The sequence below is a fragment of the Herminiimonas contaminans genome (genome assembly GCF_015645465.1).
In the GTDB taxonomy this organism is placed as follows: Bacteria; Pseudomonadota; Gammaproteobacteria; order Burkholderiales; family Burkholderiaceae_D; genus Oxalicibacterium; species Oxalicibacterium contaminans.
The window spans coordinates 303,221-323,481 of record NZ_JADOEL010000001.1 but is presented as its reverse complement, the minus strand read 5'-3'; the positions used below and the strand labels follow the sequence as shown (position 1 = coordinate 323,481).

15 protein-coding genes are annotated in these 20,261 nt (G+C 54.2%); 11 read left to right on the top strand and 4 right to left on the bottom strand.

The window, feature by feature from the left end; genetic code table 11:
- Nucleotides 1–42: 42 nt before the first annotated feature.
- Both IXC47_RS01430 and IXC47_RS01425 read right to left on the bottom strand, forming a co-directional pair.
- Complete coding sequence (locus IXC47_RS01430) at nucleotides 43–1,101, bottom strand: M29 family metallopeptidase (protein ID WP_195874495.1); 1,059 nt, start codon at nucleotides 1,099–1,101, stop codon at nucleotides 43–45.
- A gap of 136 nt (nucleotides 1,102–1,237) precedes the next feature.
- Nucleotides 1,238–2,434 (bottom strand): serine hydrolase domain-containing protein, encoded by a 1,197-nt coding sequence (locus IXC47_RS01425; RefSeq protein ID WP_407651067.1) that lies wholly within the window; start codon nucleotides 2,432–2,434, stop codon nucleotides 1,238–1,240.
- 347 nt (nucleotides 2,435–2,781) lie between these two features.
- On the opposite strand from IXC47_RS01425, the gene IXC47_RS01420 reads away from it, so the two are divergent.
- From IXC47_RS01420 to ggt (IXC47_RS01390), 7 genes are all read left to right on the top strand, one after another.
- The gene (locus IXC47_RS01420; RefSeq protein ID WP_195874493.1) at nucleotides 2,782–4,188 is read left to right on the top strand and encodes a patatin-like phospholipase family protein; all 1,407 of its coding nucleotides are present in this window, start codon (nucleotides 2,782–2,784) and stop codon (nucleotides 4,186–4,188) included.
- A gap of 48 nt (nucleotides 4,189–4,236) precedes the next feature.
- Nucleotides 4,237–5,301, top strand: coding sequence for a PAS domain-containing sensor histidine kinase (locus IXC47_RS01415; protein WP_195874492.1), 1,065 nt, complete (start codon nucleotides 4,237–4,239; stop codon nucleotides 5,299–5,301).
- Complete coding sequence (locus tag IXC47_RS01410; protein ID WP_195874491.1) at nucleotides 5,298–5,942, top strand: response regulator; 645 nt, start codon at nucleotides 5,298–5,300, stop codon at nucleotides 5,940–5,942. The genes IXC47_RS01415 and IXC47_RS01410 overlap by 4 nt, the downstream gene beginning before the upstream one ends.
- A 109-nt stretch (nucleotides 5,943–6,051) precedes the next feature.
- The gene (ggt, locus tag IXC47_RS01405) at nucleotides 6,052–7,644 is read left to right on the top strand and encodes a gamma-glutamyltransferase (RefSeq protein ID WP_195874490.1); all 1,593 of its coding nucleotides are present in this window, start codon (nucleotides 6,052–6,054) and stop codon (nucleotides 7,642–7,644) included.
- 30 nt (nucleotides 7,645–7,674) lie between these two features.
- The gene (locus IXC47_RS01400; protein ID WP_230089333.1) at nucleotides 7,675–8,985 is read left to right on the top strand and encodes an amidohydrolase family protein; all 1,311 of its coding nucleotides are present in this window, start codon (nucleotides 7,675–7,677) and stop codon (nucleotides 8,983–8,985) included.
- A 44-nt stretch (nucleotides 8,986–9,029) separates the two neighbouring features.
- Nucleotides 9,030–9,581, top strand: coding sequence for a DUF1097 domain-containing protein (locus IXC47_RS01395; protein WP_195874489.1), 552 nt, complete (start codon nucleotides 9,030–9,032; stop codon nucleotides 9,579–9,581).
- A 192-nt stretch (nucleotides 9,582–9,773) separates the two neighbouring features.
- On the top strand, nucleotides 9,774–11,468 hold the full coding sequence (ggt, locus tag IXC47_RS01390; RefSeq protein ID WP_175625018.1) for a gamma-glutamyltransferase: 1,695 nt from the start codon (nucleotides 9,774–9,776) through the stop codon (nucleotides 11,466–11,468).
- A 140-nt stretch (nucleotides 11,469–11,608) separates the two neighbouring features.
- On the opposite strand, the gene IXC47_RS01385 is transcribed toward ggt (IXC47_RS01390), so the two are convergent.
- Nucleotides 11,609–11,842 (bottom strand): hypothetical protein, encoded by a 234-nt coding sequence (locus IXC47_RS01385; protein WP_175625019.1) that lies wholly within the window; start codon nucleotides 11,840–11,842, stop codon nucleotides 11,609–11,611.
- Between the two features lie 386 nt (nucleotides 11,843–12,228).
- On the opposite strand from IXC47_RS01385, the gene IXC47_RS01380 reads away from it, so the two are divergent.
- Nucleotides 12,229–14,031, top strand: coding sequence for an S-layer homology domain-containing protein (locus IXC47_RS01380; protein ID WP_195874488.1), 1,803 nt, complete (start codon nucleotides 12,229–12,231; stop codon nucleotides 14,029–14,031).
- 46 nt (nucleotides 14,032–14,077) lie between these two features.
- Complete coding sequence (locus IXC47_RS01375) at nucleotides 14,078–15,418, top strand: surface lipoprotein assembly modifier (RefSeq protein ID WP_195874487.1); 1,341 nt, start codon at nucleotides 14,078–14,080, stop codon at nucleotides 15,416–15,418.
- A gap of 7 nt (nucleotides 15,419–15,425) precedes the next feature.
- Here IXC47_RS01375 and IXC47_RS01370 read toward each other — a convergent pair whose 3' ends face one another.
- Nucleotides 15,426–16,037, bottom strand: coding sequence for a response regulator (locus IXC47_RS01370; protein ID WP_175625022.1), 612 nt, complete (start codon nucleotides 16,035–16,037; stop codon nucleotides 15,426–15,428).
- A gap of 116 nt (nucleotides 16,038–16,153) precedes the next feature.
- Here IXC47_RS01370 and IXC47_RS01365 point away from each other — a divergent pair, with 116 nt between their 5' ends.
- Nucleotides 16,154–17,923: a hybrid sensor histidine kinase/response regulator gene (locus IXC47_RS01365; protein WP_195874486.1), complete on the top strand. Its 1,770-nt coding sequence runs from the start codon at nucleotides 16,154–16,156 to the stop codon at nucleotides 17,921–17,923.
- A 198-nt stretch (nucleotides 17,924–18,121) separates the two neighbouring features.
- The gene (locus IXC47_RS01360; RefSeq protein ID WP_230089332.1) at nucleotides 18,122–20,251 is read left to right on the top strand and encodes a diguanylate cyclase domain-containing protein; all 2,130 of its coding nucleotides are present in this window, start codon (nucleotides 18,122–18,124) and stop codon (nucleotides 20,249–20,251) included.
- The last annotated feature ends 10 nt before the right edge of the window (nucleotides 20,252–20,261 follow it).

The following is a 20,261-nucleotide window of genomic DNA, read 5'->3' as shown; positions in this document are numbered from 1 at the left end:
GGTCCGTTTTTTATGTGCGTCTGAAAGAGTGGCGACGTTGATTTAGCTGACCTGCCACGCACCATCACGATAAACAACTTCATCATCGAGATAGACTGCGTCGGTCACCGCGAATACGTCGACGTGATAGCGTGCAGTAGCGCGCCGGATCAGCGCCTTGTTGTAGACGCCGTGTTTGGCTCCGAGTGACAAATGGATGCCGCACATGCGTTCATAGGTGCCTATGTCATCCACCAGGCAGGTTCGTGAAAACGCGCGGTTCATGCCAAAGCCCAGCTCCCGTAACCAGACTTCGCCTTCGTCGGCGCGTATGTTGGCCATGACCTGGTCAAAGGCCGGGGTGGAGTTGATGACATCTGTCACGCGTCCCTGTGTGATGACGAGTGTAATCGGTTGTTCCGGTTTATTGACGTGGAACGAGGTATCACCAAAGACGAAAATTTTTACCTTGCCATGGACTGCTTCCAGGTCGCGCGCCTCGGTGAAGACTTCGCCCAGCGGAAACTGGCCACCGACATTGTTCATTTCGCTGTAGTCGCCGATATTTAATTTGGCGGGTTCAAACGGCGACGTGAAGTGCAAATGTTCGCCGTCGCTTTCCACCATGCCCTTACTGGCTTTATCGATGCGTGCTTTCAACGCATGGCCGACGCCGCGATAGTAGGCCGGGTCATAGGCCAGCGATGCGATGTAGTGCAGGGCCTGGATGCCGGGCATGCGCGACAGGTGCGGATGTTCTATGACTTTGAGCCCGAGTTTGAAGAGCTCGACCCGTATGCGGAACGCTTCGAGACGGAAGTTGGTGGACTGGATCAATACCACCAGGTCGCCGGGCTTAAGTTCGTCAAAGGCGGCGCGTACGGCTTCCGGGCTGACACCGTCAAAGTCTATGAACCGTGCGTCAGGCAGGCAACGTCTATACGCCTCGCTCAATGCGCGTGATAGTTCGCTACGCGTATCCATCACGATCAGAGCAGCTTGTTCAGGCGTGTGTTGTATCGCCAGCGTCAGTACGTCGCGCAGGTGTTTTTCCGCGTCGTCTATGGCGAGGTCGCTAATTGTGCTGCTGGCGGTATGCGCGCTGGGGCTGGGACTAGTCATGGGATGTTGCTCTGCAAAGGAGGAGCATGGCGTATGACGGGAAATGGCAAACGAATAACAGTATGTCAAGCGCTTGCACAAGCCGGCACGGCGATGCGGTGACGCATGTTACACCATGCGCCACCCCGACATAACTTCAGCGCGGATGGGCGAGCAGGTGTTGCGCCAACGCGTGATAGGCGGGTAGTGAGGTAGGGTCATTGGCTGCATTGCCAGCGACCGGATTGGATGCAAAGCGGACGATGACCATTTCCGCTTTCGGATCGATGTAGATAGTCTGTCCATGTACGCCACGGGCTGTGTATGCGCCATCTTCATTGTGCGTGACCCACCACATATTGCGATAGCTCCAGCCGGGCAAAAGGGTGTAGTTGGCTTGGGCGAAAGCCTCTTTGTCGCCACCACGACGGATATCGTCGACCACTGATTTTGGTACGATTTGCTGGCCGTGATAGCGACCATTGTTGCGCAGCATTTCGCCAAAGCGGGCGAGGTCGCGCAAGCCTGCGTTGAAGCCGCCGCCCGCGAATGGTGTGCCTATCGAATCGACGCTGAAGTAGGCATCCTGTTCGGCACCGAGGCGACGCCAGATACGTTCGGATAGCAGTTCAGCGACGTTGCGCCCGGTTACCCGCGCGATGACCCAGCCCAGCACATCGGTGTTCACGGTTTTATAGCCGAAAGCCACACCATGCTGTCCTTGTGGCTGCACGGTTTGCAGGAACTCGTAGTAGCTGCGCGGGCCGGTGTAGTCCTTGGGTTTGGGTAGCGGATTGCCCGCCTGTGCATGGGCCCAGACTTCAGCCTTCGGATCAGCGTAGTCTTCGCTGAATTTCAAGCCTGTCGTCATATCCAGCACCTGACGTATGGTCGCGTTGCCAAAGGCGGATTGCGCCAGTTCCGGCACGTATTTTGCGACACGCTTGTTCGCATCTATGCGTCCTTCGGCGACCAGCGTCGCACCCATGGTGCCGATCAGGGATTTGGTGACTGACATCGCGCCATGCTGGCCATCCGCTTTCAAGACACCAAAGTAGCGTTCATACACGATGCGGCCTTGATGCAGCACGACGATGCCATCGGTATAGTTGGCTGCGAGTGATTCTTTCCATGTCATGCTGGTCTTGCCGTTTAGCGGCATGAAGTGCAGATTGTCGATATCGCTGCGCAACGCACGGGGCAAGGCTACAGGTGCTGACAAACCGCGCGAGACATTGATGGTCGGCATCAGCTGGCGGAAGTTGGATACACTCCAGCGCAGCGCCGGGAACTGGAAATAACTGCCATCTTCGAAGCGCAGTATGCGATCCGGTGGCGGCGGTGCGCCTACCATCCAGCCTAGCGTGGCCGGATCACTGGCTGCGGCGTTAGGAAAGCTGGCTGGCTCGCTGGCGTGGACGCTGCCATACAGGCTGCAGGCAAGGAGGGTAGTGACTAGGGAAGCGCGTTGCATACGTGTTTTAAGCATGATGGCCGCCATTTCTGTGGGAGAGTGCTTGCTGCCGCGAGGGCATGTCGTCCCTATACTGCCTGATTTATTCCTAAACGACGCGATATTGCAGAAAAAGGTCGGTGTGACAGCCAAATTGAAAGTAATCTTGCTGTCACAGAAATATATGCGCACATCGATATAATGCTGATTAAGCGCTCCTTCCTCTAACCCAGCAACGCATAAAAACAATGTTCACTCAACGTTCCGGCCTGTGGCGTACCGCATCCATATTGATGTTTAGCGCTTTACTTGCTGGTTGCAGCAGCCTGGTGCAATACAACATCAATGAGCCATTGACGGAATACAAGCCGGATCACGGCTACACCATCAAGTCGATAGACCTCGCGCCTGGCGATAGCAAGATGTTTATGGTGGTGCTGTTTTCCGGTGGCGGTGCGCGTTCCGCTGCTTTGGGCTATGGCGTGCTGGAAGAACTGGCACGCAACAAGTTTATGCAGAACGGCAAGGAAAAACGTTTGTTCGATGAAGTCGACCTGGTCTATGGCGTGTCAGGTGGCTCCATCCTCGCGGCTTACTATGGTTTGCACGGGCAGGATGTTTTTCCCAGTTTCAATGATCGTTTTCTGAATCTGGATTTCCAGGACAAGATCGTCAGCCAGATTATTTCCTTTTCCAATCAATGGCGCCTGACCTCGCCGCGCTTCGGCCGCTCCGATTTGCTGGAGGAGCAACTGGACGAAGTCTTGTTTGATAAAAAGACTTTTTCCGATCTCGCCAAAAAGAAACGCAAAGGCCCGTTGACCATCATTAGTGCGACCGATATGTCTTCCGGTGCGCGTTTTGATTTCATCCAGGAGACTTTTGATTTCCTGTGCTCCGATCTGAACCGTTTCTCGATTTCGCACGCCGTTGCAGCTTCCAGTGCCGTGCCCTTATTGTTTTCGCCTGTCACCTTGTGGAACTACGCGGGTATCTGTGATTTCCATGTGCCGGATAGCATGATGGCCGCAGCCGACAATAAGAATCGTGGTCGCATCGCCGCAGTGTCGCGCACGCGTGCGCGCGAGTTGTTCAGCTATCTGGATCCGATTAAACGACCTTACATCCATCTGCTGGATGGCGGCCTGTCCGATAACCTCAGCATACGCAGTATCCTGGATATGGAAGCGCTGGTCGGCAGCGAAGAGGTCAGGCAAGACTTCCGCCTGGATGAAATGGAAAAGCTGGTGCTGGTGGTCGTGAATGCGCAAAACAATCCGGAGAATACGATAGACCAAAGTGCCGATGTGCCGGGCTGGCGCGACGTGATACGTGCGATCAGCGATATTCCGATTGCGCGTTATACGCAGGAAACCGAGCTGGCGATGCAGTCATCGATAGAGCGCTGGCAGGAAGCAGGTCGCCTGCGTGCCGAGAAGAATCACACCACGCCTCCTTCGGTGTATTACATCAATGTTTCGCTGAAGAATATGACGGATGAAGAAGCGCGGACTGACTTGCTGAACGTGCCGACCTCTTTATACTTGCCGAAAAAAACGGTGCGCGAGTTGCGTGCGGCAGCGACCACGCTCTTGCATGACTCGCCTGAATTCCAGCGCCTGCTGAAAGATATTTCGGCCAAACAGGACAATTGAGCAGCATACTCATATTTGTGAAATGAGTTCCAGTAAGCGAGGTGCAGTATGGGTAAGGACGATGAATTGCAGAAAGCAATTCTGAACAATATTCCTGATCAGGCATGGCTGAAGGATAAGGATTCACGTTATATCCTGGTCAATGAGGCATTCATCGCGGCATGCCGTTTGCCGGAAAGTGAAATCCTGCATAAAACCCCGGCCGATGTGTGGCCTGAAGAATGGGGTAACAAATACATAGATACCGACAAACGGGTGATGGAACAGGGTGAACGTCTGCGCTATGAAGAATGGCGTCATACCGAAGATGGAACGCTGCGCTGGTACGACACCATCAAGACACCTATCCGCAATGAGCAAGGTGAAGTAATCGGTACCACCGGTATCTCGCGTGATATCACTGATCGCAAAATGGCGGAGCAGGAATTGCTCGCTTCGCGTACCCAGTTGCGCGAGCTGTCGGCGTATCTGCAAGTGGTGCGCGAAGAAGAACGCACGCGCATTTCACGTGAGTTGCATGATGAGTTGGGACAGGCGTTGACAGCGATCCGAATCGGTCTCAGCGTAATAGAAACCCAGCATGAAATGCACGACGACGAATGGCTTAAGAGCGTTTCCGGATTGAAGAAAATTGCTGATTCCACCGTAGAGTCAGTGCAGCGCATCGCGGCCGATTTACGTCCGTTGATTCTGGATGAACTGGGCTTGCTGCCAGCGATAGACTGGCTGCTCGAATCCTTCTCCGAACGCAGCGCGATTACCTATGAATTGAGTTTGCCCGCTGCACCTTTGCACTTCAGTCGCGAAGCAAGTACTGCTATATTCCGCATCCTGCAGGAATCACTGACGAATATCAGTCGGCATAGCCAGGCGACACTGGTAGTGGTGGCACTGAAAGAAACAAAAGATTTCATCACGATGAAAATTACCGATAATGGAAGCGGCATAGACAGTACCGTATCGCGGCAGAACAGCCTGGGTTTGCTCGGTATGCGCGAACGTGCGTTTATGCTGGGCGGTAAGCTAAGGATACAGAGCCGCGCCGGGTCTGGCACCAGTGTCGAGCTGCGTATTCCAAAAATAAATGCCGCGCATGCGGGAGAAAGAAAATGATCCAAATCCTGATTGCTGACGACCATGCCATCATCCGTGATGGCTTGAAGCAAATCATTTCTTTCGTGTCGAATATGGCGGTGGCTGGCGAAGCATCGAACGGCGAAGAAGTGCTACAAAAAATCCGCATGCTGAAGGTCGATGTGCTGGTGCTGGATATGTCCATGCCGGGCAAGAGCGGAATCGCGCTGATCCAGCAGATCAATGCGATCAAGCCGGATTTGCCCATCCTGGTATTGAGCATGCACCAGGAGAGTCAGTATGCGGTGCAGGCCATGCGCGCCGGTGCGTCTGGCTACATCACAAAAAACACCGCCTCCAGCCAGCTGATCGAAGGCATACGCAAGGTGGCCGAGGGTGGGACCTTTGTTTCGCCGGAGATTTCTGCCAAACTGATCAAACAGTTGCACAAGCCGGAAACGGATTTGCCCCATACCAAGCTGACAGCGCGGGAATTCCAGATTTTCAGCATGCTGGTCGAGGGCCATTCGGTCAACGATATCGCCAAAATATTGTCACTTAGCAACAAAACAATCAGCACCCATAAAGCAGCCGTTTTACAAAAAATGGAGGCTTCCACCACGGCCAGCCTGGTGTATTACGCGCTCAAACACGGCTTGATCAATGAGGGGTACGATTGAATCGTGAGCATCTAGGAAAATCCCTAGATTCGAATCAGGTAATCCTGATTCCCACCTGAGTCATTGATCTTTATGCTCATCTTCCATGAACCCGATTCTTGGAGAAATGATGAGAACCACCCGCCCAGTCAGTTATGCCGAACATGGCATGGTCGCTACCGCCCACTATCTGGCGACCGGCGCAGCACTGGATGTGTTGAAGGAAGGCGGTACGGCAGTAGACGCAGCAATCTGCGCGGCCGCGACCATGAGCGTGGTCTTGCCGCACATGATAGGCATAGGCGGCGATGCATTCTGGATGATACACGACGCCAAATCCAACACCCTGTCCGCGCTGAACGGCAGCGGCACCTGCGGTAAAGACATCACACTGGACACCTACCGCGGTATGGACGCGATCCCGAATCGTGGTCCGCAATCCGCGATCACCGTACCTGGCGCGATCGATAGCTGGGCGCTGGCGCACGAACGTTTCGGCACCATGCCACTGAGCCGCCTGCTGGCACCGGCGATTCGCTATGCGAGCGAAGGCGTGGCGGTCACGCAGGATATCAGCCGCTGGATCAGCGATGACACCGAAGACTTCCGCAAAGATCCTGGCTCGGCTGGCATCTTCCTGAAAAACGGCAACGCCTACCAACCTGGCGAACGCCTGCAGCAACCGGCATTGGCCAAGACCCTGGAAAACATCGCGCAACACGGTCCGCGTTACTTCTACGAAGAAACCGCACAATCGATCGTGTCTTACCTGAAGAGCCAGGGCGGTTTGTTGACGGTTGAAGACTTCCAGAACTATCACGCGAAGTGGGTCAAACCGATCTCGACCAACTATCGCGGCTTCCAGGCGTTCCAGGTACCGCCACCGTCGCAAGGTATCGCTGGGTTGATGATCCTGAATTTCCTGAACGGTATCGACCTGTCAGGACTGGACTCGAACTCGCCTGAGTACTACAACGCCATGATCCAGGCCATTAAATGGGCCTTCAACAAGCGCGATAAGTACCTGACCGATCCTGAGTTCTCCGATATCCCTATCGAGAAACTGCTCGATCCGGAACTGGCTAACGCCGAGCGCGCAGAGTGGCTGGCAGATACCAAACGTACGCATGAAAACCGTCCGGGCGGCAGCGACACCACCTTCATCAGCATCGCCGACAAATACGGTAATGCGGTTGGCCTGGTGCAAAGCCTGTACTTCGACTTCGGCTCCTGCGTCACTGACCCAGGTTCGGGCGTGTTGATGCAAAACCGTGGCGCGTTCTTCTCGCTGCAACCAGATCATCCGAACGTCCTCAAACCAGGCAAACAAAGTGCATCGACGCTGATGTCGGGCATGTTGTTCAAGGACGGCAAGCCTTACATGGTGTACGGCACCCAGGGTGGCGAAGTGCAGCCACAGACGCAAACATCAGTTGCAACCCGCGTGGTCGACTTCGGTCTGAACGTGCAGGAAGCCATCGATGCGCCACGCGTGCTGTACGGTCGCTCATGGGGCGATACATCGAACAAATTATTGCTGGAGTCCGCAGCACCGGAGGCAACCTTTGACGCATTGCGTGAACAAGGTCATCCAGTGGAACCGGCACAGTGGCCATTCCCACGTATGGGTACGGCGCAAGCGATCCGTTTGCCGGGTCCGTGGTCGCCGTTCTTTGAAGGCGGTGCAGATCCGCGAGGCGAGGGAATTGCTTTAGGTTTTTAGTTGTTTCATCCAGAGGAGAAGGTTATGGAGATGGACTTGTTAATACACAATGTACGCGTGTGGGATGACAAACCACTGATGGACATTGGTATCAAGGATGGAAAGATTGCTGCCATAGAAGAAGGCCTCGATGCCTCGGCAAAAGAAGCAATCGACGCAGAAGGCCGTGCCGTTATTCCAGGCATGGTTGAGCCACACATGCATTTGGAAAAAGCATTCCTGCACCGCCGCTTGCCGCCGGTCCTGGGTACGCTGGAAGAAGCGATCCGCGTGACCGGTATCCTGAAAAGCAAACAGGAACGCAAGGACGTGCTGGATCGTTCCCGCCAGGTGCTCGATATGGCCGTCAAAAACGGTACCGTCGCATTGCGCGCTCACCCGGACGTTGATTTGATCCAGGGGCTGATCGGTGTGGAAACACTGGTCGAGCTGCGCGACGAATACAAAGACCTGATGGATATCCAGATCGTTGCGTTCCCACAGGAAGGCATCATCAAATCGCCAGGCACGACTGACTTGATGGAGAAATCCATGAAGCTGGGTGCGGACGTGGTTGGTGGCTGCCCATACAACGAACTGACCTGGGAAGACACCAAGCGTCATATCGACATCGTGTTCGACATGGCGATCAAGCATGATGCACCTATCGACCTGCACGCGGACTTCTCCGACGATGCCAGCGATCAGCGTTTTGCAGCCACTGCTTATGTCGCACAAAAAACCATAGATACCGGTTATCAGGGACGCGTCTCGATGGGTCACGTCACCAGCCTTGGTTCGCTCGATCCGGACGAACTGAAACCGATCATTGAATTGCTGCGCAAGGCTGACATCAGCATCGTGACCCTGCCAGCAACCGATCTCTACCTCGGTGGCCGCAACGATACCAAGAACCGTCGTCGCGGTTTGACACCAGTACGTTCGCTGCATGAAGCAGGTGTCAACGTTGCTTACTCGTCGAACAATATCCGCAATGCGTTCACGCCTTTCGGTAAAGCCGACATGCTGGTCATCGGCAATATGCTGGCGCATGCAGTGTCCTTCGGTACACCTGCACACCAGGCCGCGATCCTCGAAATGGGCACCACCAATGCTGCACGTTCCATCGGCATCGGCGGTAACTACGGTGTCGCTGTCGGCAAACAGGCTGACCTGGTCATCCTCGACACCTACCAGGTCGCGGATGCCTTGCTGGATATTCCGGCTCGTTCATGGGTAATCAAACGCGGCAAGATCACCGTCGTTACCCAGCACAAAGCGGAAATCCACCGTCACGGCTGTTGCGGTGCAAAAGACCATGGCGCTAAAGGCCACGTCTGCGAACCGGCTACTGCCAAATAAGAACTACAAAAGAATCACATCATTTGATAAATCAGGAGACAGAAATGAAAAAGCCACCACACGCCGTTGTTGCATCACTACTCGCAGTTACCACCGTCCTTATGGTCCAGTTGCCGTGGCATTTGCCAGTCTGGGCGATCTTCGTCAGCTGGGCAGGTACCTTTGCGATGGGTGGTCCAACCGCAGCTAATATGAAACGTATCTGGCCTACGCTGGCCTTCGGTTCCTTTACCGGCTTTCTGGTCGTCACCGGTTTCGGTATCGCATCGAAAAACTTCTCCGGCACCAACCTGATGATCGCAGAAATGATTATCCTGTTTATCCTCAATACAGCGATGATCATGATGGCACGCGTACCAGGCCTGAGCTTTGTGCCAGGTATGTTCTTCGGTTTCGCTTCGTTCTTCGCGACCATGTTCGGCGGTTTCGGTCCTACCCCCAAAGATCCGTTGTCGGCACTGGGCGTCGTGATCGTGATGAATGCACTGGGTCCTATCTATGCATGGATCACAGCTAACTTCTCGCATCGCCATGTACCGTTGGAAAATACTTTCCCGCAGGCAAAGCAAAATCAGCAAGTAGAGCAAAAAGTATAAGTGTAAAAATATCGCCGCCCTCTCTGATAGATGGGGCGGCTTTTTTTTCGACCATATGCGATATAGGCGCTGCTATTATTTAGCTTGCCGTACCGTTGCATGCATTACCTAAAAAGATAGGCAAGCTCGCATCAATCGCTGTGGAATTTGTTGTTGGTGCGTGTCTTGTCCCAATTAAAAAATGGAGAAGACATGAAGAACAAGATGTTTCAGGATATGACGAGACGAGACTTTTTATCCGCTTCCGGTGCAATGGCACTGGGTTCGCTGGCACCACTGTCGCTGGCACAAGATGCCAAGCCCAAGAATATATTGGCAACCTCGACCAAAGGCATGGTCACCAGCCCGCACGAACTGGCTACCAAGGCCGGTCTGGACGTGTTGAAATCAGGTGGTAATGCGATCGAAGCAGCGATCGCCATCGCCAGTTGCCTGAACGTTACCTATCCCCATTTCTCCGGATTTGGCGGTGACGCCTTCATGATCATCAGTGATCGCAACGGCAAAGTCAGGACCCTGTCTGGCATCGGTCAGGCTCCGCAAATACTCCCTCAATACAGTGGTTCCATCCCGGTACGTGGCCCTGGTTCCATGCTGACGACAGCTGCTAACGTTGATACCCTGGGCAAGGCCTTCGATATCAGCAACAAGGAACTGGCAGGTCGCAAAAGTTGGGCTGAATTGCTGAAGCCGGCGATAGGCTATGCACGTAACGGTTTCCCGGTTTCACCATCAGAGCGCTTCTGGATGGATTTCCGCCTGAAGGAATTGGCGGACATGCCAGCGATTGCCAATCACTTCATGGTGAATGGCAAAGTGCCGGAAGTAGGTGAGTTGTACAAGCAGCCGCAACTGGCTGACACGCTGGAAATGCTGGCTGTGCGTGGTTACCGTGACTTCTATGACGGCAAGCTGGCAGAACGTATTGCGAAAGGCCTGAAGGATGCAGGTTCGCCGCTGACTGCTTCGGATCTGGCAAAGACGCAGGCGCGTATCGAACCGCCTTTGCGCGTTGCTTATCGTGGCGGCGAATTGCTGGCCAACCAGCCGCCGACACAAGGCATCACTACGCTGGAAATCATGGGCATACTGGATCGCTTCGATCTGAAAAAAATCCCGGAAGGCAGTGCCGACTACTACCACGTTGTGGTGGAAGCAGTGAAACGCGCTTTCATCGACCGCAACCAATACGTGGCCGATCCGGAATTTGTACACGTGCCGTCAACTACCATGCTGTCCAAGTACAACCTCGATAAATGGGCAGGCCGTATCAAGATGGATCAGGCGCTGGCCTGGCCGCACGTCTTTAAAAATGGCGATACGGTCTACATCGGCGCAACCGACAATCAGGGTAATTCGGTGTCGATGTTGCAGACCGTGTACTTCGACTGGGGTAGTGGCGTGATGGCGGGTGATACCGGCATTTTGTGGCACAACCGTGGTGCTTCTTTCAGCCTGAAGCCAGGCCATCAGAACGTACTGCAACCAGGCAAGCGTCCGTTCCATACCCTGAATCCGGGCATGTACATGAAAAATGACAAGCCGCAGATCCTGTACGGTACGCAAGGTGCGGACGGGCAACCGCAAACACTGGCGGCGATCCTGACGCGCATGATCGACTATGGCATGGATCCGGCCACGGCTCTGTCCAGACCGCGCTTCCTGTTGGGCAAAACCTTCTCGGATACGCGGGATACCTTGAAGCTGGAAAAAGATGCGGGCGAACAGGTGTTCCAGGAGTTGGCACGACGTGGTCATGAGATGAGTGTGATTCCGGCGCAAAGTCCGTTGGCAGGACATCCGGGCGCAATCATGATCAACCAGAAAACAGGGACGTTCACGGGTGCACATGATCCACGCAGTGACGGCAGGGCTTTAGGCGTTTAATGTGCAATGTGTTGCTTGATGCGTCTGGTGCGCGTTGAGCAATACATAAAGCAAGCGCGCATAAAAATGCCCGATCAGTATCCGGTCTGATCGGGCAATAAAAAAGACAGGCAAGACCTGTCTTTTTTAATTACTGCGAATTACTTAGCTGCTGCAGGCGCTGCTGCTGCAGGTGCTGCTGCAGGAGTCGCTGCTTTTGCTTTCTTAGCTTTTTTGTGTTTTTTAGCGTGTGTTTTGGTTGCTTTAGCTGGGGCTGCAGCTTCTGTTTTTGCAGCTACTGGAGCTGGGGCAGCAGCAGGTGCTGGAGCAGCAGCTTGTGCGAAAACGGTGGAGGCAAACAGACCGGCAACCAGGGCAGCGATTAATTTATTCATTTGAGTGCTCTCTCTAAAGTATTAGGAAATTTTGCGAACTGCTTAGTCAGTTCGTACGTATATAACGCCAGCCAATTAATGCGGTTGACGCGATTACACAAATATTTTGAAATCATTTTCAGAGTGAAAATCATGTGATTTGCGTGACGATATCGTTAAGAATTCGTGACGAATTTTGATCCCTTGCCGTCACCTCTGGTCGCGTCCGACTACTGCATTTGCAGTATTTACTCCCGGCAAGTCGATTGCTATTCTCGCCGCCATTAGCCGTTTCTATATACGGCCTGCCACGGGAGAAGCACATGCACTCATTTACCTCTATATATAAGTACCACCCGCTTATGCCGCTACGGCAGACATGGGGGCTGTGTTGTGCTGCTTCTGTCTTGTTGACACTCGTAGCCACGCATGTCGAGCCGGTCCAAGCGCAAGATGTGCAAGGTATCGATGTCGATCTGGGGCGTGCCATGCAGAAGCAGCCTCCTGGACAACAAGGAGGACAGCAGTCGGGTGCTCAGCAGACGCCGATACCTTTATCCGACAGCACATTGTTGCGTATCACGAATATGCTGAAGAATCTTACGCCTGCAGGGCGGGACATCTTGTTGAGCAAGACGTATACGCCGGAGGAAAGACAGCAGATCCTGGGCTACATGCAGTCCCAGACCAAGCAGCAGGAAGTCACACTGCAACCTCAGCCGCAGGAGTTAACACTGGAGCAGCGCAGGCAATTGATGTCGGCGCCGCAGGCTGAAATGACGCAGCAACAGACTGTGCCGGAAGAAGTGAAGAAAACTGAACAGCTGACAATGGAGCAGCAAAAGTTGCCGTCCAAGACTTTGCAGCAGCAAGAGCAGCTTAAGGAAGAAATCAGGAAGACTGAGACGCTGACGCCTGAACAGCAGAAGCAATTCTTATTGACGCAGCAGTTGGAGCAAAAAAAGCAGCTCGAGCAAGTTCAAGCTGAGCAGACCAAAGAACAAATCAAGCAAGTGGAGAGGCCGACGCTTGAGCAACAAAAACAATTACTGTTGACACAGCAACTGGAGCAACAAAAACTGCTGGAAAAAACACAACAGCAGCAATTAAAAGAAGAAATCAAACAAGTCGAAAAGCCGGTGCTGGAACAGCCCAAACAAATTTTACCGATCAAGCAAACCAGCTTGCCAGCTGCGACGCCGGTATCTCCCGCAAGCACCGTGCAGGAGAAGTATCAAAAGCTGCTGGAAGCAGGTGTCTTCTCTGCCGGCAGCGACGGGACACTGGTTCCGGATGCAACAATGACGCGCACGCAATTCGCGATGATTGCGAACAAGCTGAAGGATCTGGCGGCCAACTCGGGTGGTACCTTTTCTGACATGCCGAGCTCGCCCTGGGGTGAGCTGACTGGAGCGCAGACTATCGGCACGATAGAGGGCCTCGGCAAGCAAACGATCACCGTGGTTTCCGATGACAAGAAATCTTCGGTGGATTTCCTTGCATTGCTGGCGGCATTCAGCAAAGAAAAAGTGAATCAGGAAGACTTGGATAAGTTAATCACAAAACTCGGCTCCATGAATCCGACTGTTAAACCGGCTGCATCACTGTTTAACGGCGAGGTTCCTGTACTGGGCGCAATCCGGCCAGTCGAGCAGATCGTCGCTCCGCCTGGTGGAGCTGTTGTGGCAACGGGTATAGCCGGCATCACAAGCGGAGGACTCACTGCCATACAGGCAGCTTTAGCTGCTGCGCAGGCGGCTGCCATTGCAGCATCCAGCAGTGCAAACAATATTGCGCTGGCAAACGCAGTGACAATGGGCACTGAATATACCGTGGTCACACCGCGTGCGAATTTCCCCACCAATCTGAACGCAACTTTCAATGGCCGCATGACCGGAACCCTGAGCGATAGTTCGGCAGTCGGCGCTAACCTGACCATGAACGTCAACTTTGCCAATATAGGCAATGGCACACCGATAGGCGGCAACGTCCAGTTCGACAATAACAAAGGCAGTGCGAGCTTTAATAGTGTCGCTTACATCGGCGGATATGTAGGCGGTGGCATGAATGGCACGTATAACGGTGCAGCCATGAATGGCTTTATCCGGAACGGACAATTCTTTGGCCCGGCTGCTAACGCAGTCAAAGGTTCCTGGGATATGACGACGAATAGCGTAAGTGGCGGCGGTAGCTTTGCTGCTACACGTTGATGTCATGCCAGATATTTACTCCCTACCCATTTCATCCATGAATCATATGCTCCGTTCGCTTGTCGTCGTATTGATGTTGTCCTCTTCCGTCGCTTACGCTGCGACCCCTGCAGTCGATGGTCGGAATGAATTATTGGTCGCGCGTTTGATGCAGGAAAACGGCAGGCCGGATATGGCATGTGCATTGCTGGAAGATACGTCTGTAAACAGTGTGGATGCAGATCGCCTGTATGTGCTGGCGCGTTGCAATGCATCCTTGCAGCGGATAGACACGGCGATTGTCTACTATCAGCGCGTGATCGCTTTGAAACCGGCAGAAGCAAATCCGCGGGTGGAACTGGCGGCGATCATGGTTGCGCTGGATCGCAAGGATGAAGCGGCACAGCTATACAAGCAAACCTTGCCCCTGTTGCCAGCCGGGCAGGTATCGACCCAGATGAGTAACCTGATCGAGCAACTGGGACGTGACGACCCCGCTGCATTTGCGCGCCAGGCATCAGGCAAACCGTGGTCACTGGAGTTCTATGCCGGGCTGGTGCATGACAGCAATATCAATGGCGGGCCGGTGTCGAATATCATTCCTGCGATGGTTGGCGGCTTTCCGGGTAACTTCGTTTTGTCGCCCGATGCGATGCCACGTTCTTCATGGGGTGCCAGCGGCAGCCTGACAGGCAGCTATCTGGTGCCACTGAATGAACGCTGGTCGGTGCTGTTCCAGGGCGTATTGCTGGGGAATGGTTACTTCGATACGTCAGACTTCAATAATGAATACATGTCCTTGTCCGCGGCTTTCATTTATCGCGATAAGGACTGGAGTGCCAGCATACAGCCGAATATCGGTTTTTCGCGGCAGGCGAATCGCATGAATGAAACCACGCCTGGTGTGATCACGCGTGTTTCGCGCAATCTGAATTCGACCTGGTCGCTGACCGGTTCGCTAGGCTATATCAACCGCACCGTGCATTTGGATAGCAACAGAAACGCCGATGGCGTACTCGGCAGTGTCGGCGTAGTCGCGCAAGTGCAGCCGAATTTGCAGGTGGGTGCTGATTACAATATGCAACGTGAGCATGCCGACGCGGCGGTGTACTCACGTCGCCTGGACGGGCCTAGTGTGTTTGCCGCCTATCGCATCAAGCCGCAATGGACGGTAGTCGGCAACTATAGTTATTCCAAGGTGAAGTACGACGAAGGCAGCTTCTTTTTCCCGGCCCGTGAAGATACACAAAAGACTGCCAGCCTGACCAGCTTGTGGGACATCAGTGCATGGGCGGGACGCAATATGGTGGTACGGGCGCAATATACGCAGATCGATAATCCGTCGAATATCGGCTACAGCAATTACTCACGCAATATCTTCAGCGTGGGTGTGCAGACGCAATTCTGATCGTGATTTAGAGCAGCCCCTGATGCATGGCGTAACGCGTCAGTTCCACCGCGTTGTGCAACGATAATTTGGCCATCAGGTTTTGTTTGTGTTTGCGCACGGTAAAGATGCTGAGTTGCAGTGCATCGGCAATTTCCTGTGATGATTTGCCGGCGGCGACCAGTTTCAGGATTTGTTGTTCACGTGGCGTGACGGCCTGGTCTTCCTGCTCCTGGAAGTGCGTCAGCGGTCCCAGCAGTTTGCTGACGTAGCGTTGATTGCGCAGCACGGTGGGGATGGCTTCCAGCAATTCGCTGCTATCTTCCAGTTTCAGCAGATAACCATCAGCACCTGCAGTGAAAGCCTGGCGTACGCTATTGTGATCAGTTGATCCGGTCAGGATCAGGATTTTGATGTGCGGATGTTGTTGCTTGATGCGTGCGGTGAGGGTGATGCCGTGGCAACCGGGCAGGTCGAGGTCTAGTAGTAGCAAATCGGCAGCGTGCCGGGTCAGCAGCTCCTCGACTTGCGTACCGCTGCCGGTATCCGCAATGATCTGCATGCCGTCGACGTGCGCCAGCAAGGAGCGTAATCCTTCGCGGATCAGGGTGTGATCTTCTGCAATGATGATGTTAGTCATGGTGCCGGACGCGTGATAATTTCCGCTGGGACTTATATTGTTACACGGTAATAATAGGCAAATATTACACTGCGCAGCAGTAGCTATCCATTTTCCTCGTTTTAGGCGGGACATTCATGAACAATCATCCAGCTGCATCCGCAGTGGAGACGCGCATATTCGACGAACTGGTGAATGTCCTGTACCGACAGGCAACTCCTATCTTTTTTGGCAATTTTTCAGTTGTCATCCTCTCGGTTTACCTGCTGTGGAATGAGCTGCAGCACAGCGTCCTGCTATCGTGGGCGAGCGCGATCTTTGTCCTGACGCTGATCCGGATAGTCATCGTTCGCCGCGATTTGCGCGCAGTCCATACGCCGGACCAGGCGGAGCGACGGGCATGGGTATATACCGCGTTCGCCGGACTTTCCGGCTGCCTGTGGGGTTCTATCGGGATATTCTTCTTCGCGCCTGACAGCACGATAGTTACGGTCTTCATCTGCATCCTGTTGGCCGGGATGACCGGCGGTTCAGTCGCGTCGCAGTCTTCATTTCCGCCAGCGTATTACGCGTTTGCGCTGCCTACTGTCCTGCCATTTGCCATCCGTTGCTTTATGTATGGCGGCCCCCTGTTTTCCGTATTCGCTTTGTTGTCGCTTTTTTTGCTGGGCGTGAATCTGGCTTACAGCCGTAACGTGCATCGCACGGTGCGTGAGGCCGTATCCCTGCGTTTCGAAAACACCCAGTTGATAGCGCAACTGCGACAGGAGAAGGAACGGGCCGAATCTGCCAGCCGTTCCAAGTCACAGTTTCTTGCCGCGGCCAGCCACGATTTGCGGCAGCCTACGCACGCGCTGGGTTTGTACATCGCTACTCTGCGTGCGCTGTGCAGCACGCCTGCGATGAGCGGGGCAGAGGTTGGCAATATCGCCGGTAAATTGCAGACGGCGCTGAAAGGTCTGGTGCAATTGCTGGATGTGTTGCTGGATATTTCCAAGCTGGACGCCGGCGCGGTCAAGGTCAAGCGCGAGGTATTTGACTTGCAGGACTTGCTGGAAACGATAGACCAGCAATTCTCTGCCGTTGCCGTTGAGCAGAAATTGCGCTTCATCGTCAGACCAACTGCGGTACTGGTACAAACCGATCGCGCCCTGGTGCACAGCATATTGGCAAATTTCGTTTCGAATGCCTTGCGTTATACCGAGAGTGGCAAGGTATTGGTCGGCGCGCGCAGGCGTGGCGAGTTTATAGAAGTGCAGGTGCTGGATACCGGTATCGGTATTGCTGCCGAGCAGTCGCAGCTGATCTTCAGCGAGTTTTACCAGATCGGGAATGCAGCGCGTCGTCGTGAGCATGGCCTGGGTCTGGGATTAGCCATCGTCAAACGTACGGCTGATTTGCTGAAGATACGTATAGGCCTGCGTTCGATGCCGGGGCGTGGCTCGGTCTTTTCCGTCTGGCTGCCATTGGCACCGCAGGTAAGCGCCGCAGCGGGTGCTGCCATGCCTGTGCAGACGCCATCGTCCGGCGCGGCGAAAAACATCCTGGTGATAGATGACGATGCCGCCGTATTGGATAGCATGCGTTTACTGCTGTTATCCTGGGGGCATCAGGTTACGGCAGTGGCATCGCTGGGCGACGCTTTGCAGGCGGCAAAGACACAGCAGGGTGCAAGCGGACGGGCGTTTGACCTGATTCTGAGCGACTTCCGTCTGGCGGAGAATGTCAGCGGGGTGGATGTGGTGCAGGCAGTACGACAAGCCAGTGGCTATGCCATCCCGGCCGTGGTGATTACAGGTGACACATCGGTGGAAAGCATACAGAGCATAGCCGGCGCCCAGCTAGGTATATTGCATAAGCCTTTGGCACCCGAGATGCTGCAGGAAGTGTTGCGCGATTTACACTAAATTTCTGTTTTATCCAGCTCTTCAACACATAAAATCTGTCAACTTGCGCAAACTGCGTTTAAAGTGAGTTTCTGCCGTCATGGTATACGCTTGTTAATAAAGAAAAATTTCGTAAAAAGAAATCTTTCCTTAAAACTATTAAAGCACCAGTGCATCTAAAAGATGCATGCTACCAATGAAGTAGCCACGGGACATCGAATGCGACCAAAAACACCGGAGCGCTTGCGACTAGCTACCCTAGTGACGATAGGCGTGTGCGCGACCGTGATCGTGACCATGCTGATCTTGCTGGTACTGATCGATCATTTCGCTGCGACCTACGCCAAGCAACAAGCGCAAGAACGACTGCAACAACTATCGTGGCAAATGCGTGATTCGATGGATCGCGGCATGAGCCGCATGATAGATCATGCGCAAGTGATAGCCGAACTGGCACCTGTGCGCGACGGGCAGAATCCTGCCGAGATCCGGCGCGTCTTTGACAGCGTCAATAAAAATTTCCCCAATTACGCCTGGATAGGTTTGACCGATATTGAAGGCAAGGTAGTTGCCGCCAGCAGAGGTTTGCTGGAAGGCGTGGATGTAAGCCAACGTCCGTGGTTCAAGGGCGGCGAAAAGCAGATATTTGTCGGCGATTATCATCCGGCCTTGTTACTTGAAGATAAATTGCCGGAAACCGAAGACCGCTGGCGCTTTGTCGATGTCGCCTTACCCGTCACGCATAGCGACGGCCACTACCGCGGCGTATTGGGCATACACCTGAGCTGGAGCTGGGCACGTGGTTTGGTGAATAGCTTGCTGATACCGGCAGACCGCCAATACCTGGTCGAAGTGCTGGTGGTGCGCAACGATGGCGTGGTGATGCTGGGGCCGGATTATCTCGAGGAAAGCACGATAGCCACGACCAGCCTGGATCTGGCGCGCACTGGCAGTACTGGTGCCGTGGCAGAAAAATGGCCGGACGGACGACGTTACCTGACCGGCTATGCATTAACCGGTACGCAGGCACGTCCCGGACATCCGACCTTGAAGTGGGCCATCCTGATCCGGCAGCCGGAAGAAATTGCACTGGCTGACTTCCGCGATTTACAGCAACAGGTCTTATGGGTAGGCGGTGCCATCGGTGTGCTGCTAGCCTTGATCGCGGTCGCCCTGGCACGACAACTGGCACGGCCACTGGATGAGTTGAGTGCCGCGATTACGCAGCGCAAGGAAGGCACCGCGGCGACTATTCCGGTGATTGATGGTTACCATGAAGTTCATTTGCTTTCGCGCACACTGGCCGACATGGTCGGACGTGAGCAGCAGCATATCGGCAAGCTACGCACCCTGAATGAAAACCTTGAGAACCTGGTGCGTGAACGCACGCAGGAGATAGAACAAAAAGCGCAGGCGCTGGAAGATGCCTTGCAACAGCAACTGGTGATACAGGACAGATTGCAGGAGAGTGAAGCGGAACTCCGGGCCACGTTGCAAAATGCGAATGACGCTTTCATCTCGATGGACCAGGACGGCATCATCGTCGACTGGAACGAGCAGGCCGAACATTTGCTGGGCTGGACGCATAATGAAGCAGTCGGCCAGTCGCTGGCTGAACTGGTGGTGCCGCCAGCGATGCGCGAAGGATATGGGAAAGACTTCCAGCACTTCTTGCAGACCGGCCAGAGCAACATCATCAATCGTCGGGTCGAACTGACTGCCTTGCGTCGCGATGGTGTGGAATTCCCGATAGAACTGGCGGTGGGCTGCGTCGCCCGTCGTAAAGGTTATTTATTCATCGCCTTCCTGCACGACATCACGGAAAGAAAACTGATGCAGGCGTCGCTGATGGGCATGGCGCTGAAAGATCCGCTGACTGATCTGCCGAATCGGCGCGCACTGATACAAAAGCTGCCTGAATCTATCGCGCGCGGCGCGCGTCTCGGCAAACCTGTCGCAGTGTTGTTCCTCGACCTTGATGGCTTCAAAGGGGTGAACGATGGTTATGGCCATGAAGCGGGCGACGAGCTACTGCGTACCATCGCGCAACGCATGATAGGTGCGGTACGTACGACCGATACCGTAGCGCGGCTGGCGGGTGATGAGTTTGTCGTGGTACTGGAAATGTTGAATGGCGATCAGGATGCGATGGAGGTCGCGGACAAGATACTGCAGACCTTGCAACAGCCGTTTGCATTATCTGCAGCAACGGTATCGATATCAGCCAGCATAGGCATCGCCATGCATTGGCCGGAAGACACGACCACGCCGGAACAATTGATTACGCTGGCGGACGGTGCAATGTACGCAGCGAAAAAGCAGGGCAAGAACCGCGCAGTCGCGGTCTAGCCCCGTCTGG

Excerpts from the sequence above, each read along its gene's own strand:
- IXC47_RS01430 (WP_195874495.1), bottom strand. The coding sequence starts at position 1,101 with ATGACTAGTCCCAGCCCCAGCGCGCATACCGCCAGCAGCACAATTAGC.
- IXC47_RS01425 (WP_407651067.1), bottom strand. The coding sequence starts at position 2,434 with ATGGTAGGCGCACCGCCGCCACCGGATCGCATACTGCGCTTCGAAGAT.
- IXC47_RS01420 (WP_195874493.1), top strand. The coding sequence starts at position 2,782 with ATGTTCACTCAACGTTCCGGCCTGTGGCGTACCGCATCCATATTGATG.
- IXC47_RS01415 (WP_195874492.1), top strand. The coding sequence starts at position 4,237 with ATGGGTAAGGACGATGAATTGCAGAAAGCAATTCTGAACAATATTCCT.
- IXC47_RS01410 (WP_195874491.1), top strand. The coding sequence starts at position 5,298 with ATGATCCAAATCCTGATTGCTGACGACCATGCCATCATCCGTGATGGC.
- ggt (WP_195874490.1), top strand. The coding sequence starts at position 6,052 with ATGAGAACCACCCGCCCAGTCAGTTATGCCGAACATGGCATGGTCGCT.
- IXC47_RS01400 (WP_230089333.1), top strand. The coding sequence starts at position 7,675 with ATGGACTTGTTAATACACAATGTACGCGTGTGGGATGACAAACCACTG.
- IXC47_RS01395 (WP_195874489.1), top strand. The coding sequence starts at position 9,030 with ATGAAAAAGCCACCACACGCCGTTGTTGCATCACTACTCGCAGTTACC.
- ggt (WP_175625018.1), top strand. The coding sequence starts at position 9,774 with ATGAAGAACAAGATGTTTCAGGATATGACGAGACGAGACTTTTTATCC.
- IXC47_RS01385 (WP_175625019.1), bottom strand. The coding sequence starts at position 11,842 with ATGAATAAATTAATCGCTGCCCTGGTTGCCGGTCTGTTTGCCTCCACC.
- IXC47_RS01375 (WP_195874487.1), top strand. The coding sequence starts at position 14,078 with ATGCTCCGTTCGCTTGTCGTCGTATTGATGTTGTCCTCTTCCGTCGCT.
- IXC47_RS01370 (WP_175625022.1), bottom strand. The coding sequence starts at position 16,037 with ATGACTAACATCATCATTGCAGAAGATCACACCCTGATCCGCGAAGGA.
- IXC47_RS01365 (WP_195874486.1), top strand. The coding sequence starts at position 16,154 with ATGAACAATCATCCAGCTGCATCCGCAGTGGAGACGCGCATATTCGAC.
- IXC47_RS01360 (WP_230089332.1), top strand. The coding sequence starts at position 18,122 with ATGCGACCAAAAACACCGGAGCGCTTGCGACTAGCTACCCTAGTGACG.